14 protein-coding genes are annotated in these 15794 nt (G+C 71.6%); 6 read left to right on the top strand and 8 right to left on the bottom strand.

Annotated features, from left to right (window positions below; translation table 11 throughout):
- The first annotated feature begins 71 nt into the window (after positions 1-71).
- Positions 72-1115 (top strand): alpha/beta fold hydrolase, encoded by a 1044-nt coding sequence (locus tag ACQPZ4_RS09700; RefSeq protein ID WP_433058059.1) that lies wholly within the window; start codon positions 72-74, stop codon positions 1113-1115.
- Here ACQPZ4_RS09700 and ACQPZ4_RS09695 read toward each other — a convergent pair.
- Together ACQPZ4_RS09695 and ACQPZ4_RS09690 are read right to left on the bottom strand one after the other, a co-directional pair.
- Positions 1112-2362: a Gfo/Idh/MocA family protein gene (locus ACQPZ4_RS09695; protein WP_433058057.1), complete on the bottom strand. Its 1251-nt coding sequence runs from the start codon at positions 2360-2362 to the stop codon at positions 1112-1114. The two genes, ACQPZ4_RS09700 and ACQPZ4_RS09695, sit on opposite strands and share 4 nt — an antisense overlap.
- Positions 2359-3138, bottom strand: a complete 780-nt coding sequence (locus ACQPZ4_RS09690) for a DeoR/GlpR family DNA-binding transcription regulator (protein ID WP_433058056.1) — start codon at positions 3136-3138, stop codon at positions 2359-2361. The genes ACQPZ4_RS09695 and ACQPZ4_RS09690 overlap by 4 nt, the downstream gene beginning before the upstream one ends.
- A 117-nt stretch (positions 3139-3255) precedes the next feature.
- On the opposite strand from ACQPZ4_RS09690, the gene ACQPZ4_RS09685 reads away from it, so the two are divergent.
- The 3 genes from ACQPZ4_RS09685 to ACQPZ4_RS09675 are packed head-to-tail and all read left to right on the top strand — an operon-like array spanning position 3256 to position 5918.
- Positions 3256-4134, top strand: coding sequence for an SIS domain-containing protein (locus ACQPZ4_RS09685; RefSeq protein WP_433058054.1), 879 nt, complete (start codon positions 3256-3258; stop codon positions 4132-4134).
- 39 nt (positions 4135-4173) lie between these two features.
- Positions 4174-5091 carry a 1-phosphofructokinase family hexose kinase gene (locus tag ACQPZ4_RS09680; RefSeq protein WP_433058053.1) on the top strand — a complete coding sequence of 306 codons (918 nt, stop codon included), beginning with the start codon at positions 4174-4176 and terminating at the stop codon, positions 5089-5091.
- On the top strand, positions 5085-5918 hold the full coding sequence (locus ACQPZ4_RS09675) for a class II fructose-bisphosphate aldolase (protein ID WP_433058051.1): 834 nt from the start codon (positions 5085-5087) through the stop codon (positions 5916-5918). Before ACQPZ4_RS09680 ends, ACQPZ4_RS09675 begins: the two co-directional genes overlap by 7 nt.
- Here ACQPZ4_RS09675 and ACQPZ4_RS09670 read toward each other — a convergent pair.
- From ACQPZ4_RS09670 to ACQPZ4_RS09660, 3 genes are all read right to left on the bottom strand, one after another.
- On the bottom strand, positions 5908-8418 hold the full coding sequence (locus ACQPZ4_RS09670; RefSeq protein WP_433058050.1) for a DEAD/DEAH box helicase: 2511 nt from the start codon (positions 8416-8418) through the stop codon (positions 5908-5910). The genes ACQPZ4_RS09675 and ACQPZ4_RS09670 overlap by 11 nt on opposite strands.
- Positions 8415-9071: a tRNA (guanosine(46)-N7)-methyltransferase TrmB gene (trmB, locus tag ACQPZ4_RS09665; protein ID WP_433058048.1), complete on the bottom strand. Its 657-nt coding sequence runs from the start codon at positions 9069-9071 to the stop codon at positions 8415-8417. Before trmB ends, ACQPZ4_RS09670 begins: the two co-directional genes overlap by 4 nt.
- Before the next feature lie 168 nt (positions 9072-9239).
- A complete protein-coding gene (locus ACQPZ4_RS09660; protein ID WP_433058046.1) occupies positions 9240-10079 on the bottom strand; it encodes a LysR family transcriptional regulator in 840 nt (279 codons plus the stop codon).
- A gap of 74 nt (positions 10080-10153) precedes the next feature.
- Between ACQPZ4_RS09660 and metE the strand changes: the two genes are divergently transcribed.
- Entirely contained in the window at positions 10154-12262 is a 2109-nt protein-coding gene (gene metE, locus ACQPZ4_RS09655) for a 5-methyltetrahydropteroyltriglutamate--homocysteine S-methyltransferase (RefSeq protein ID WP_433058044.1), read from the top strand.
- A 4-nt stretch (positions 12263-12266) separates the two neighbouring features.
- Positions 12267-12749, top strand: coding sequence for a cupin domain-containing protein (locus tag ACQPZ4_RS09650; RefSeq protein WP_433058042.1), 483 nt, complete (start codon positions 12267-12269; stop codon positions 12747-12749).
- A 15-nt stretch (positions 12750-12764) separates the two neighbouring features.
- Here the strand turns inward: ACQPZ4_RS09650 and ACQPZ4_RS09645 are convergent, their stop codons facing one another.
- From ACQPZ4_RS09645 to ACQPZ4_RS09635, 3 genes are all read right to left on the bottom strand, one after another.
- Entirely contained in the window at positions 12765-13292 is a 528-nt protein-coding gene (locus ACQPZ4_RS09645) for a YbhB/YbcL family Raf kinase inhibitor-like protein (protein ID WP_433058041.1), read from the bottom strand.
- A 66-nt stretch (positions 13293-13358) separates the two neighbouring features.
- Positions 13359-15173, bottom strand: a complete 1815-nt coding sequence (locus ACQPZ4_RS09640) for a DUF2207 family protein (protein ID WP_433058039.1) — start codon at positions 15171-15173, stop codon at positions 13359-13361.
- Positions 15174-15178: 5 nt separating this feature from the next.
- Complete coding sequence (locus ACQPZ4_RS09635) at positions 15179-15745, bottom strand: LemA family protein (RefSeq protein ID WP_433058037.1); 567 nt, start codon at positions 15743-15745, stop codon at positions 15179-15181.
- Positions 15746-15794 lie beyond the last annotated feature (49 nt).

Genomic DNA, 15794 nt, shown 5'->3' with positions numbered 1-15794 from the left:
AGAATTTTGTCTTGGACAAACGTCTTAGAATTTTGTACAGTGGTCTCACCACACCACAGGGGAGGCACCACATGATCACCGCCGCCATCACCGGAGCCGCAGTCGCCACCGTCGCCGCCGCACCGTTCGTGTACCGGGGCATTCGCAAGCTTCAGCGCGCGAACGATGCACGAATCGACAACCCTAACGGCATCGTCGAGGGCCGGTACGTCAATATCGGCGGCGTCGAGCAGTGGCTGCAGATCCGCGGCGAGGACCGCACCAACCCGGTGCTGCTGGTCGTGCACGGCGGCCCCGGCTCCCCCTACTCGGTGTTCACTCCGGTACTGCGCGAATGGGAGCGTTTCTTCACCGTCGTGCACTGGGACCGGCGCGGCGCCGGCAAGACCCTGCGCCGCAACGGTTTCAACGCCGAGGAGCTCGACTTCGAGCTCATGGTGAACGACGGCATCGAGGTCGCGGAGCACCTGCGCGAGTACTTCGGCCAGGACCGCATCCTGCTCATGGCCGGCTCGATGGGCACCATCGTCGGCCTGCCGATGGTCAAGCGCCGCCCGGACCTGTTCTGCGCGTACGTCGGCACCGACTTCTACGTGAACATGGTCGAAAACGAGCGCAAGGGCCGCCTGGACACCATCGACCGGCTGCGCGCGGCGAACAACAAGCGCGGCGTCGCGGCGCTCGAGAAGCTCGACGACGACCCGCGCACCTGGGACGTCAAGAGCTGGGGCACCCGCATGCAGTGGAGCATGGGGACCGACCCGACCACCGGCAACGCGGCCCTGACCAGGCTCTTCAAGCTCCTGCTGACCAAGCCCGACTACTCCCTGGCCGACGTGTCCGCCTGGCTCAAGGGCTTCGGCAAGTCCCGCGACACCATGTTCGAGCAGTTCATGCGGTGGGACGCCCGCGCGCTCGGCACCTCGTTCGAGGTCCCGTTCTACCTGTTCCAGGGCGCGCGGGACGTGGTCACCCTGACCGGCCCCGCGGTCGAGTACTTCGCCGAGGTCGACGCCCCGGAGAAGCAGCTCGTCCTGATCGAGAACGCCAGCCACTTCTGCGCGTTCAGCGAGCCGGGCCAGTTCCTGAGCGCACTGCGCACCGTTCGCTGCTAAAGCGTCACGACGGTGCCGGTGCGGCGGGCCTCCTCGGCGGCCCACACGACCTGGTGGCCGGCCAGGCTCGTGCGCACATCCGAGCGCAACAGCGAGGCGTCGCCCGCGGCCACCGCGGCCACGAACGCCTCGACCAGACCGGCATCGCCGTCGGAGTGGTCCCCGGACCCTCCGGCGGCGATGCTCGTCGTGGTGTCCGCACCGGTGCGAAAGTCGACGAGCCTGATCGAATGGCCATCCCCGTCGACGAACCCGTGCGTGCCGAAGATGCGCGTCTTGCGGTGCTCGAGCGGCGTGAACGCGGTCATCGTCAGCGCGACGGTCCCGCCCCCGGCCAGCTCCATCGACACCACCTGGTGATCGACCACATCGTTGTCACAGGCATAGACGCAGCGTCCGTACTGTCCTGTGCGAAGCGCCACCCGCACGGCCTCGTGCGTCGGCTCGGCGGTGACCACGGACAGCGGCCAATGCACGGGTTCGTCCGGCGGCTGCGCGTCGACGAGCGGGAAGTACAGCTTCGGCGCCGAGTACGGGCAGTCGTGCTCGATCGCGCAGTCCAGGCACCGATCGGCGGCGCCGTCCGGGCGCTGATCGGGCCGGAAGTGCGCAAGGCCGCCGAACGAGCTGACGCGGCGGACGGGCTCCCCCGCGAGGTACAAGAGCCAATCGACGTCGTGGCAGGCCTTGGCGAGCAACATCGGCGACGAAACGCTCGCACTGCGCCAGTTTCCGCGCACGAACGAGTGCGCCTGATGCCACCAGCCGACCGGTTCGAGGTGCTGCATGCTCACGATCCGGCCGATACGACCATCATCGAGCAGCGCTTTGAGCGCGGCGGTGTACGGGGTGTACCGCAGCACGTGGCACACCGCGGCGATCACCCCGGACCGGACGACCGCCTCGGCGATGCGGCGCGCCGCGGGTTCCTCGGGCGCCATCGGCTTTTCGAGCATCAGGTGGTACCCGCGGCCGGCGAGCGCGACCGCGGGTCCCTCGTGCATGGTGTCCTGCGTGGCCACGATCGCGGCGTCGGCCATTCGCTCACCTTCGGCCAGCCGCTCCCACGCGTCGAAGACCCTCGACGCGGGGAGCGCGAACTCCCGCGCGAACGCCGCCCGCCTGGCCGGATCGGCTTCGGCGACGGCCACGACCTGCGCGCGACCGGTCCGCACCGCGAGCCGGGAGTACCAGGTGCCGCGCTGGCCGGCGCCGATGACCGCCAGCCGTACCGTCGCATCGCTCACGGCGCGATCACGACCTCGGGTCCGGCCCGGCGGATCGCCTCGACCTCGTCAATGTCCGCGCTCGCGTCGGTCACGAGCACCGCGATCGCGGTGAGCGGGCAGATGCCGGCCAGGCAGACCTTCCCGATCTTGGAGCCGTCGGCGACCACGACGACCCGGTCGGCCCGGCGGATCATGGCCGCGTTGGTGTGCGCCTCGACGTCGTCGTGGGTGGTCAGGCCGCCGCGGGCGCTGATCCCGTCGACGCCGATCACGGCGACCTGCATGTTGAGCCCGGCCAGGGCCTGGTCCGCGATCGGCCCGACCAGCTCGTAGGACTGGGTGCGGGAGACCCCGCCGGTCATGATGAGCTTCTGCCGCGGCCGCGGGACCACCTCGGACGCGATGTTGATCGCGTTGGTCACCACGGTCAGCTCGTGCCGCTCGGCGAGCTGCCGGGCCAGCAGCAGCGTGGTCGTGCCCCCGCTCAGCCCCAGGGTCAGCGGCCCGTGCGGGAGGAGTCCGGCCGCGCATTTCGCGATGCGCGCCTTCTCCTCGCGACGGTGCCCGGACCGGTACCGGACGGGCAGCTCGAAGGCCACGTCCATGGCCACCGCGCCGCCGTGCGTGCGCGCGATCTGGTGCTGATCCTCCAGCAGCTGCAGGTCGCGGCGGATGGTCGCGGGCGAGACGGCGAACGCCTCGGCGAGCGCGTGGACGTCGCCGGAGCCCGTACCGGAGACGCGCTCGACGATCCCCGACAGGCGCTCGGCGCGCTTGGGCGAACTCTGCACCACGCGCAGTGACGCTAGTGCATCCACGCATGCGCGGCAAAGGTCAAACGCGCAATATCAACTGTTCACTTGCGCAGTTCGCCTTGTCGAACGAACACGAACGCGCATAGCGTCCTGCTCATGACCGACACCGCGCGCGAAATCGCCAGCCAGCCGGCCGTGTGGGGCCGTGGGCTCGGGCTCGCCGGCGAGGCCCGGGCCGCGCTCGCGGCACCCGGGCAGCGGACGCTCGTGCTCGGCTGCGGCACCTCCTGGTTCGTCGCCCAGAGCATCGCCGAACTGCGCGAGGCCGCCGGGCTGGGCGAGACCGACGCCGTGTGCGCCTCCGAATACGTCCCCCGCCGCCGGTACGACCGCGTCGTCGCCGTCACCCGCTCCGGCACCTCGACCGAGGTCCTCGAGGCCCTGCGGCTGGTACCGGCCGGCACGCACCGGGTGGCGATCACCGCGGTCGACGGCGAGCCGGTCGACGACCTCGCCGACACCCGGCTCCTGCTCGACTTCGCCGACGAGCGCAGCGTCGTGCAGACCCGCTTCCCCACCACCGTCCTGGCCCTGGCCCGCGCCGCGTTCGGCGAGGACCTGGGCCACCTGGTCGCCGACGGCGAGGCCGCCCTGGCCGCGCAGTTGCCGGCCGATCCGTCCACGATCGAGCACCTCGTGTTCCTCGGTACCGGCTGGACGGTCGGACTCGCGCACGAAGCGGCGCTCAAAGCGCGCGAGGCCGCGCAGGCGTGGTCCGAGTCGTACCCGGCCCGCGACTACCGCCACGGCCCCGTCGCCGTCGCCGGTCCGCGCAGCCTCGTGTGGTCGTTCGGCGACGTGCCCGAGTCGCTCGACGAGGCCGCGCGCGACGCCGGCGCCCTGCCGTACCGCGATGCCCGCGACCCGCTCGCCCAGCTGGTCCTCGCGCAGCGCTTCGCCGTGGCCCTCGCCGAGCACCGCGGCCTGAACCCCGACCAGCCCCGCCTGCTGACCCGCTCCGTCATCCTGGCCTGACCACCGGCGCGCAGGCAGCACACCCCCGGAGGCGCGCCCGTGATCCTGACCGTGACGCTGAATCCGGCGCTGGACCTGACGTACGCGGTCGACGAGCTGCGGCCGCACACCACCCATCGCGTGCGGGCCGTGCACGAACGCGCCGGGGGCAAGGGCCTCAACGTGGCGAGCGTCCTGCACGCGCAGGGCGAACCGGTGCTCGCGACCGGGCTGCTGGGCGGCGCCACCGGCGACCGGGTGCGCCACCTGCTCAGCGCGGCCGGTCTGCCGCACGCGTTCGCGCCGATCGCCGCCGAGACGCGCCGCACGGTCACGATTGCCGACGGTGCCGACGCCACCGGACTGTGGGAGCCGGGACCAGACGTCACGGCGGAGGAATGGCAGCAATTCCTTCTCCTGTACCGCCGGCTGCTCACCGACGCGACCGTCGTGGCCCTGTCCGGGTCGCTGCCGCGGGGGCTGCCGGTCGACGCGTACGCGGTCCTCATCGCCGCCGCCCGCGAGCACGGTGTCCGCACGGTGCTCGACACGAGCGGCGAACCCCTGCGAATGGGCGTCGCGGGCCGTCCGGACGTGGTCAAACCGAACCGCGGCGAACTCGCCGACCTTGCGATGGAGGCGAGTGCGCTGCGCGGTCTGGGTGCTGGGTGCGTGGTCGTGTCCAGTGGCGCCGACGGTCTGTTCGCGGTGCACGAGCGGGAGTCGTGGCGCGCGGTGCCGCCGGGACCTGAGCGCGGCAATCCAACCGGGGCCGGCGACGCGTGTGTCGCCGCGCTCGCCCGTGGTCTCCGTGACGACACGCCCTGGCCCGCGCTGCTCGCCGATGCCGTTGCGCTGTCGGCCGCCGCGGTGGCCGCGCCCGTCGCCGGGGCCGTCGACCAGGACCGCTACCGAGCGCTGCGCGGACGCATCGCCGTCACACCCGCCGACCTGAGCGAGGAGCACCACCCATGCTGATCCCCACTGGTCAGATCGTCGAGGATGCCCGGCGGCGCGGGGTGGGGGCCGGGGCGTTCAACGTCATCACGGTCGAGCACGCCGAGGCGGTGGTGGCCGGGGCCGAGGCGGCCGGGTGCCCGGTGATCCTGCAGATCAGCGAGAACGCCGTTCGGTTCCATCAGGGGCGGCTCGCGCCGATCGCGGCCGCCGCCCGGGCCGTGGCCGAACTGTCCACCGTGGCCGTCGGGCTGCATCTCGACCACGTCGAGAGCGATGAGCTGTTCGATCAGGCGGCCGGGAACGGGTTCGGGTCGGTGATGTTCGACGCGTCGAGGCTCGCGTACGCGGCCAATGTCGCCGCCACCGCGGATGCCGTCCGGCGGGGGCATGCCTCCGGGCTCTGGGTCGAGAGCGAGCTGGGCGAGGTCGGCGGCAAGAACGGCGCCCACAAGCCGGGTGTACGCACCGATCCCGGCGAGGCCGCCGCATACGTAAGCGCGACCGGGGTCGACGCGCTCGCCGTGGCCGTCGGGTCCTCGCATGCCATGACCACCCGGGATGCGCGGCTCGATCACGAGCTGATCGGGCGGCTGCGCGCGGCGGTCAGCGTGCCGCTCGTGTTGCACGGGTCGTCCGGGGTGCCCGATGACGAACTGCGCGCGGCGGTCAAGGGCGGACTGGTGAAAGTGAACATCGGGACCGCCCTGAACGTGGCGTTCACCGGGGCGATTCGCGTGGCGATGGCGCAACAGGCCGATGTGGTCGATCCGCGCAGCTACCTGCGCGGCGCGCGCGATGCGATGGCCGAAACGGTCGCCCGGGCGTTGCGGGTGCTCACGGAGTAGCAGGGCCGACGGACACTACGCGTACAACCGCGGCTCCTTGGGCATCCGACTCGGCCAGGTCGACCTCGGCGGTGATGGCCCAGTCGCGGTCGCCCTCGGGGTCGTCGAAGATCTGGCGCACGTGCCAGCGGTCCGGCTTCTGGTCGATGACCAGCAGGGCCGGGCCGCGCGCGTCCGGGCCGACGCCCATCGTCTCGTACTCGTCGAAGTACGACTCGATCGCGTCCTCCCACGTGTCCGCGGTGAAGCCGGCCTCGCCGTCCAGCTCGCCGAGTTCGTCGTAGCGGCGCAGGGCGGCCAGTTCGACGCGGCGGAACAGCGCGTTGCGCACGAGCACGCGGAAAGCGCGCAGGTTGCGCGTCACGGCCGGCGGTCTGTCGTCGCGGACTGCGCGTTCCTCGACGTCGCCGGGGTTGCGCAGGCGCTCCCACTCGTCGATGAGGCTGGAGTCGACCTGGCGCACGAGCTCGCCCAGCCACTCGATGATGTCCGTGAGGTCCTCGGTGCGCGCGTCCTCGGGGACCGTCTGGCGCACGGCCTTGTACGCGTCGGCCAGGTAGCGCAGCACCAGGCCTTCCGAGCGCGACAGGCCGTAGAAACCGACGTACTCGACGAACGTCATGGCGCGTTCGAACATGTCGCGCACGACGGACTTGGGCGAGAGGGCGTAGTCGGCCACCCAGGGGTGTCCCTGTTTGTACATGTTGTACGCGTTGTCGAGCAGGTCGAGCAGCGGCTTGGGGTGGGTGACCTCGTCGAGCAGTTCGAGTCGCTGCTCGTATTCGATGCCCTCGGCCTTCATCGCCGCGACCGCCTCGCCGCGCGCCTTGAACTGCTGCGCGGAGAGCACCTGGCGCGGGTCGTCCAATGTGGACTCGATGACGGAGAGGACGTCGAGGGCGTACCCGGGCGCCTCGCGGTCCAGCAGCTCGATCGCGGCGAGCGCGAACGGCGAGAGCGGCTGGTTGAGCGCGAAGTCCATCTGCAGGTCGACGGTGAGCCGCACGCGGCGGCCGTCCTCGTCGGGCTCGGGCAGCTGCTCGACCACGCCACCGGCGAGCAGGGCGCGGTAGATGGCGATCGCGCGGCGGATGAGCCGGCGCTGCGAGTGCGCATCCTCGTGGTTCTCGGTGAGCAGGTGGCGCATCGCGGCGAACGCGTCGCCGGGGCGGCCGATCACGTTGAGCAGCATCGCGTGCGACACCTGGAAGCTGGACTTGAGCGGTTCCGGCTCGGCCTCGACGAGCCGGTCGAACGTGGGCCGCCCCCAGCCGATCGAGCCCTCCGGCGGCTTCTTGCGCACGACCTTGCGGCGCTTCTTGGGGTCGTCGCCCGCTTTCGCGAGTGCGCGCTCGTTGTCGATGACGTGCTCCGGCGCCTGCACGACGACGGTACCGACCGTGTCGAACCCGGCCCGGCCCGCGCGACCGGCGATCTGGTGGAACTCCCGGGCGTACAACAGACGCGTTCGTTGTCCGTCGTACTTGGACAGTGCCGTGAACAGCACGGTGCGAATGGGCACGTTGATGCCCACGCCGAGGGTGTCGGTGCCGCAGATGACCTTGAGCAGGCCGGCCTGCGCGAGCGTTTCGACCAGCCGCCGGTACTTCGGGAGCATGCCCGCGTGGTGCACGCCGATCCCGTGCCGGACCAGCCGCGACAGGGTCTTGCCGAAGCCCGCCGTGAACCGGAAGTTGCCGATCGCCTCGGCGATCATGTCCTTTTCGGCGCGCGTGGAGACGTTCACGCTCATGAGCGCTTGTGCGCGTTCGAGCGCCGCGGCCTGCGTGAAGTGCACGATGTACACCGGCGCCTGGCGCGTGGACAGCAGTTCTTCGATCGTTTCGTGCAGCGGGTCCATGGAGTAGTTGAACATCAGCGGCACGGGCCGCTCGGCGTTCTTCACCACCGCCGTCGGGCGCCCGGTGCGCCGGGTGAGGTCCTCCTCGAACCGCGTCACGTCGCCGAGCGTGGCGGACATGAGCACGAACTGGGCCTGCGCGAGCTCGATCAGCGGGACCTGCCACGCCCAGCCGCGGTCGGGGTCGGCGTAGAAGTGGAACTCGTCCATGACGACGATGCCGACGTCGGCGCTCGCCCCGTCGCGCAGTGCGATGTTGGCGAGGATTTCGGCGGTACAGCAGATGATGGGCGCATCCGCGTTGACGCTCGCGTCGCCGGTGAGCATGCCGACGTTCTCGGGCCCGAACATGTCCACGAGCGCGAAGAACTTCTCGGAGACGAGCGCTTTGATGGGTGCGGTGTAGAACGTGGTGCGATCGCTCGCGAGCGCGGCGAAGTGCGCGGCCGCGGCGACCAGGCTCTTGCCCGAACCGGTCGGCGTGTTCAGGATCAGGTTGGCCCCGGAGACGATCTCGATGAGCGACTCCTCCTGGTGCGGGTACAGGGTGAGCCCCTGCTCCTGCGCCCAGGTGGAGAACGCCTCGAAGACGGCGTCCGGGTCGCCGCCCCTGGGCACGCGCGCCGCGAGGTTCTTCATCGCTTCTCGAACATCAGGTCGTAGGCGGCGCGGCCGGCCTTGACCGCGCGCTGCTCGAACTTGGTGACGGGCCGGTGCGCGGGGCGCGGCGCGAAGCCGTCGTACCGGTTGCGCAGGCCGGGGTCGGCGGTGAGCGTTTCGAGCATCGCGTGCGCGTATCCCTCGTCGTCGGTCGCGCAGTGCAGGACGCCGCCGGACCGCAGTCGCTCGCGCAGGATGGCGACTCGCGCAGGAACGATCAGCCGGCGCTTGTGGTGGCGCGCCTTCGGCCACGGGTCCGGGAAGAACACGTGCACCGCGTCAAGGCTCGCGGCCGGGATGGACGGACCCGCCAGCAACTCGAACGCGTCGATGTCCGCGACGCGCACGTTGCCGAGCGCAAGATCGTCGATGAGATGCAGCAGGTTGGCGACGCCGGGGGTGTGCACCTCGACGGCCAGGTACCGGCGCTGCGGGTCGGCGGCGGCCATCTGCGCGGTGGCCTCGCCCATCCCGGAGCCGATCTCCAGGACGTCGACCTGGAAACCGCCGCCGGGCGCGAACGCGTACCGCGCGGCCAGGCGCTCCAGCGCGTCGAAGTGCCGACCGCTGAGCCGCCCGCGGCGCGGGTGATAGGTCCGGACGATCCGCAGCGGCCGGTCGACGGTAGTCATGGGGCCTCAAGTCTCCCCTCGTCTCACGTTTCCCGCACCAGAGGGGGTATGGCAACAAGCGTACCCGCGACCCAGGGCGGTCAAAAGCCGCGAATCCGACTTATCGCCTGACAGGCGATAAGTCCGAAATGTCGCGGCGCGCCAGCGCCCGACATTTCGCCCCACCATTCAGCGCCGCAAGGCATCCTGCGCCGCCTGCACGAGCGCCATCACGTCCTCCCCCGCCGTCTCCGCGCGCCACACCAGCGCGAACGTCAGGCGCAGCGGCGGCCCGCCCAACGGCACGAAACGAACATCGGGCCGGCGCACGGTATCGACGAGCAGCTGCGGCACCGGGAGTGCGCCCCGCCCCGCCGCGACCAGGTCCAGAGCCGCCGCCGGGTCGTCCACCGGCTCCGCCGCCAGCCGGATGCCCGGCGGGAGGGGCAGGCCGCGCGGCAGCAGCACCCGGCCCGCGCGGTCCAGCGTGAGCGAATGCGCGGTCGAGAGCGGATCGGACGACGAAAGCGCCAAGTGGCTCAGCGGCACGTGGAACCGCGCGGCCGTGGCGTACCCCGGCGGAAACGGCGCGCTCATCAGGGCCGCCGTCCCGGGAATCAGCAGCTCATCCGCCGCGGCCGACCAACCGGCCGGGACGAGGGTCAGGTCCAGGCCCGGCTTGCGCAGGGTCAGCCGGCGCGCGAGGCGGGCCGCGAACGTCCCCGCGACCGGCGCATAAACAAGCCGAATACCGAGCGGCGACGGTACCGCCAGTCGCGCCGCCTCCGCCGCGAACGCCGCTGCCTGATCGAGCACGGCCGTGGCAAACGGGAGCAGCGCGGCGCCGAAGGAGGTCGGCTCGACCGCGCGGCTGGTGCGTGCGAACAGGCGTTGCCCCAGCTCCCGCTCGAGGCGTGCGATCGCCTGGCTCACCGCGGGCTGGGACAGCGACAGCGCGGCGGCCGCGCGCGAGAACGAGCGGTGCCGCGCCACCAGCGCGAAGCACTCGATGTCCCGCAGCGCCGCCACGCGGTCAAGTATCGGCTATTCGCGGCGCTTATCGATCGCGCGAAGTGCTGCGCGAACCTGCACGATCCGCCATTGTGACCGAACGATTCCCCATCTCCACCGTGCTCGGCTATCCCCGCATCGGGCCGGACCGGGAGCTGAAGCGCGCCCTCGAGGGGTACTGGAGCGGCCGCCTCGACCGCGCCGCGCTCGACGAGACCGGGCGCCGGCTGCGCGCCGACACGTGGCGGCGGCTGCACGAGCTCGGGCTGGCCGGACTGCCCTCGAACACGTTCTCGCTCTACGACCACGTGCTCGACGCGGCCGTCGCGGTCGACGCGATCCCCGACCGGTTCCGCGACGCGCCCGACCCGTACTTCGCGATGGCCCGCGGCACCGACGACGTCCCGGCGCTGCGCATGACCAAGTGGTTCGACACGAACTACCACTACATCGTGCCGGAGATCGGACCGCGCACCCGGTTCCGCGCGGTTGCCGACAAGCCGCTCGCCGAACTGCGCGAAGCGCGCGCACTCGGCCACGAGACGCGGCCCGTGCTGCTCGGCCCGGTCACGTTCCTGCAGGACCACCTGCACCGGCTCGACGACCTGCTGGACGCGTACGCCGAGATCCTGCAGGCCCTGCACGCGGCCGGCGTCGAGTGGGTGCAGCTGGACGAGCCGGTGCTCGTGGTCGACGGGGGTGCACCGGCCGTCCGGCACGCGTACCGGCGGCTGGCCGCGCTCGAACGCCGGCCGAAGCTGCTCGTCGCGTCGTACTTCGGCAACGCCGACGAGGCCCTGCCCGCCCTCGCGGTGGCGCCGGTCGAGGGGGTCGCGGTCGACCTGACCCACGGCGTGCCGGCGAACCTGAAGCTGTTCGAGGGACGCACGATCGTCGGCGGCGTCGTGTCCGGCCGCAACGTGTGGCGCAGCGACCAGGACACGGCCCGCGCCCTGCTCGCGGCGGCCGGCGCGACGTCGGTGTCCACGAGCTGCTCGCTGTTGCACGTGCCGTACACGCTGCGCGGCGAGCCGGGGCTGCCGGCGGGCCTTGTGTCCCGCCTCGCCTTCGCCGAGGAGAAGGTCGCCGAGGTGGTGGCGCTGGCCGAGCTGGGGCCGAAGCCGGGACCGCTGCCCGAGCGGCCGCGCACCACGGCCGGCACGAGCACCGAATCGCGCAGTCCATATGCGATCCGGGTCGCCGCCCAGGCCGACCTGAACCTGCCGCTGCTCCCGGTCACCACCATCGGCTCGTTCCCGCAGACGGCCGAGATCCGCCGGGCCCGCGTGCAGCTGCCAACAGCCGAGTACGACGCCCGGATCGCGGCGGAGATCGATCGGGTCGTGGACGAGCAGGAGGCGCTCGGCCTGGACGTGCTCGTGCACGGCGAACCCGAGCGGAACGACATGGTGCAGTACTTCGCCGAGCACCTCGACGGCTTCGCCGTTACGCGCAACGGATGGGTGCAGTCGTACGGTTCGCGCTGCACGCGCCCGCCCATCCTGCACGCCGACGTCGCACGACCGGCGCCGATCACCGTCCGCTGGGCCAAGTACGCGCAATCGCGCACCGCGAAGCCGGTCAAGGGCATGCTCACCGGCCCGGTCACCATCGTCGCCTGGTCGTTCGTGCGGCCCGACCGCCCGCTGCGCGAGGTGACCATGCAGGTCGCCGACGCCGTGCGGGAGGAGGTGCGCGACCTGGAGGCGGCCGGCATCCGGATCATCCAGGTCGACGAGCCGGCCCTGCGCGAGCTGCTGCCGCTGCGGCGGGAGGAGCAGGCGGCGTACCTGGCCTGGGCGGTGGCCGCGTACCGGCGGGCGACGAGCGGCGCCGCCGACGCCACCCAGATCCACACCCACCTGTGCTACTCCGACGCGCCCTCCGTGCTGGCGGCCATCGACGCGCTGGACGCGGACGTGACGAGCATCGAGGCGGCGCGCAGCGGGCTGGGGCTGAAACCCACGAACGACGCCCTGGCCCGCGGGGTCGGCCCCGGCGTGTACGACATCCACTCCCCCCGCATCCCGGGCGTCGACGAGGTCGTCAAGCGGCTGCGCGGCGCGCTGGAGGTGATTCCGGCGGGGCGGCTGTGGGTGAATCCGGACTGTGGCCTCAAGACGCGCACGTACGACGAGGTGCGCGCGGCGCTCGCCAACGTGGTCGCGGCCGCGCACAAACTCCGCGAATCCGTACAGTGAGGGTATGTCGTACCCGTCCCCGAAGTATCGCGGCGAAAAGGGCGAGCTGAGCGCCACCTACCGGCCCGCCGGCACGCCCCCGGAGTTCACGTACTCGAGCGGCAACACCGTGCACTACCTGGCCACCGGGCAGTCGACGAACGGGCAGTTCGGGCTGTACCGCTGGGTCATGGGCCCGAAGCCGAGCGGACCGGACCCGCACTTCCACCGCTCGATCTCGGAGTCGTTCTACATCCTGAGCGGTTCGGTGCGCATCTACGACGGCAAGCGCTGGATCGACACCGAGCCGGGCGACTTCGTGCACGTTCCGGAGGGCGGTGTGCACGCGTTCCGCAACGAGTCGGGCGCCCCGGCCGAGATGCTGCTGCACTTCGCGCCGGGCGCGCCCCGGGAGGCCTACTTCGAGGGCCTCCCGGAGCTCGGCTCGAAAACCGACGAGGAACGCGCCGCCTTCATGCTCGAACACGACACGTTCTGGCTCGACTAAAGGACCAAGGAACGGTCAGAACCCGAAGCTCGACACCAGGATCGCGCGTCCGAGCGTGTGGGCCGTCAGATTGAAGCCCACCACGTTCGGATTGGCGTCGGCGTCGATTCCCAGCGAGTCGGTGTCGAGCGCGTGCACCACGAAGAAGTACCGGTGCGGCGCGTCCTGCGGCGGCGGCGCCGCCCCGCCGAAGTCCCGGGTCCCGTAGTCGTTGCGGGCGTGGATCGCCTCGTCCGGCAGGCCGTCCTTGTCGCCGGTGCCGGCGCCGGTCGGCAGCTCGGTCACGCCGGCCGGGATGTCGTACACGAGCCAGTGCCAGAAGCCGCCGCCGGTCGGGGCGTCGGGGTCGTAGCAGGTCACCGCGAAGCCCTTGGTGCCCTCGGGCGCGCCCGACCAGGCCAGGTGGGGTGAGGTGTTGCCGCGCTCGTGGACCTGGGCGTCGGGCAGCGTGCCCCCGTCGGTCAGGTCCTCGCTGGTCAAGCTGAACGCCGGCACCGCGGGGAGGAAGTCGTACGGCGACGGCGGGCGCGGACGATCGGACATGCGCAATCTCCTTGCGAGTGGCTGGAGCTGTCTACCGGGAATCCTCTTACCCAACGACCGTCCCACTCAAGTGAGGCGGCCGACGGCAATCCCGAGCAACCACGCAAGGTATGGCTGATGAATGGCAGTCCGGCTGCGCTGCTCGAGGGTGACCACCGTTGCGCCGAGCCGGGCAACCGCCCACTGCCCCGAGGCGAACGCCTCATCGCCGACGCCCGGAACAGGCATTCCGCCCCGATGCGCCCGAATTGCGAGAGAAGCCGTGTCCCCCGTGACCACCGCGACGATGAGCCCCGAGCCGTCGGCCGCCCGGTACTCCGCCAGGTTCATCGCCCCCACCGCCACGGCACCCGAGCCCCCGGCCAGCGTGACCGGCTGCTGCAGCACCCGCCCCGCCTCCTCCGCCGTGACCAGCGAGGAAGCCACCACGGTCGACGGCCGCACCGCGGTGGCCAGCGCCGGCGCCCCCGCGTTCATCGCGCGCAGAATCAGCGCGTCGGTCTTCTCGTCCCCATACGTCTGCGACCGCACCCGCCCGGCCGTCTCCACCCGCAGCTCGAGCACCCGCCGGGTCCACCGCCGCGCGGTGAACGTCACCACATCCCCCACGCCGGTCCGTCCGGCCAACTCGGAAGGGCAGGCCCACGCGACGGTACGATCCCCGCTCCCCGAATCCACCGCCAGATAGTGGATGACGGGAATGGAGGGCGAGTCCTCCCCCTGGCTCTTGGTCTTCCAGGTCTCGACCCACAGCACCTCGCCCGTCACCGTGACCGGCGTGACGACGTCGACGAGGGTGCCGAGCAACGTGTACCCCCCGTAGAGCAGCGGCACCAGCACGACGATCTGCACGGCGAGCGAGGGCACCAGCTCCGGCCTGAACCCGCTGGAGCGCACGAGCAGGGCGGTGATGCCCAGCGCGATGACGCCCTTGACCGTGAGCCGCACGGCCCGCTGCCCGTACCGCGGCCAGAACGACGGATAGGCCACGCGCACCCGGTGCCAGGCGCCCCCGAAGGAGCTCCACACCTTGCGCCGGTTGCCCATCCCGAGGTCGATCACGTCCGCGCAGACCCGCGTCGCGCCGACCGCGTCGCCGTAGGAGAGGTACCGGTCCCACACCGCCACGGCCGCCGGCGGCAGGTCGGCGAAGCTCTCGTGCGCGCGCAGGAACGCCTTCAGCCCCAGCCAGCGGGCCGCCGCGTCGCGCCCGGCCGGCGTGTCCCGCTCGCCCCGCGACTTCCCCGCGAAGATGCCCAGCCCCAGCCAGACGAACAGGGCCGCCACGACCGAACCGCCGCTGCCCGAGTGCAGGAAGATGGCCAGCCCGACGGCGAACGACGGGACGGCGGCCAGCACCGACAGCGCGGCCACCACGCCGGAGGAGAACCGGCGCTGCGAGAACCCGAGCGATCGCGCATCGGCCACGATTGCCGCGTTCAGCCGCTTGGTCCAGCCCTTGGCCTCCTGCTCGTCGCGGAAGGTGAGCGCGGTGAGCGGCACGACGCCCTGCCGGGCCAGCGCGGTGACGCGGTCGAAGATCAGCCGCTCGTACGCGTTCAGCCCGGCCGGGTTCTCCTGCCGGACGTGCACGGTCGTCTGCAGCGGATCGTTGCCGGGCTGGCGGAACTCGAGCACCTTCCGCGCGGCGAGGTCGATGAACGTCGCCTCCGCGGCGTCCACGGTGAGCTCCCACCGCCCGGTGATCAGGCTGACGACGGCCGGCGACTCCGGGCCGCCGAAATCCTGGGTCGGCGGCGGCACGGGCACCGGCCGGGGCCGGGTGACGGCCAGCGCCCCGAGGAACGCCGCGAACCAGACGGCGAGGCCGATCGCCGCGATCCCGGCCTCGACCACCGATTTCGGATCAATCCCGGACACGGCCGTCAGAACCGCACGTTGACGTCGGCGCGCTCGCCGCCCGCGGCCTCGAAGTACGGCCGGGCCCGGAAGCCGCCGACGCCCGCGATCACGTTGGTCGGCAGCGTCTGGATCTTCTGGTTGTACGTCTGCACGGCGCTGTTGTAGAACTGCCGCGCGTACGCGATCTTCTCCTCGGTGTTGCCCAGCTCGCCCTGCAGCTGCAGGAAGTTCTGGTTCGCCTTGAGGTTCGGGTAGGCCTCGGCCAGCGCGAACAGCCGGCCGAGGGCCTGGGTCAGCTGCCCCTCGGCCTGCGCCTGGCGACCCGGGTCGACCCCGCCGGCGGACGCGGCGGCGTTGCGGGCGGCGACGACGGCCTCCAGGGTGCCCCGCTCGTGCGCGGCGTACCCCTTCACCGTCTCGACCAGGTTCGGAATCAGCGAGTGCCGGCGCTTGAGTTGGACGTCGATCTGCGCCCACGACGCGTCGACCTGGGTGCGGGCCTTGACCAGCGAGTTGTACGTGGCCACGGCCCACCACACGAGCACGATCACGACAACCAGGACGGCGCCGAGCACGATCAGAGCGGTCATGGCCGCATGGTGACCTTCACGGGTTGCCAAAACCGCTAACAGGTCGCCG

Origin of the sequence: Dactylosporangium sp. CS-033363 (assembly GCF_050942475.1) — a bacterium.
GTDB lineage: Bacteria > Actinomycetota > Actinomycetes > Mycobacteriales > Micromonosporaceae > Dactylosporangium.
This window is presented reverse-complemented; position numbering and strand designations above follow the sequence as displayed.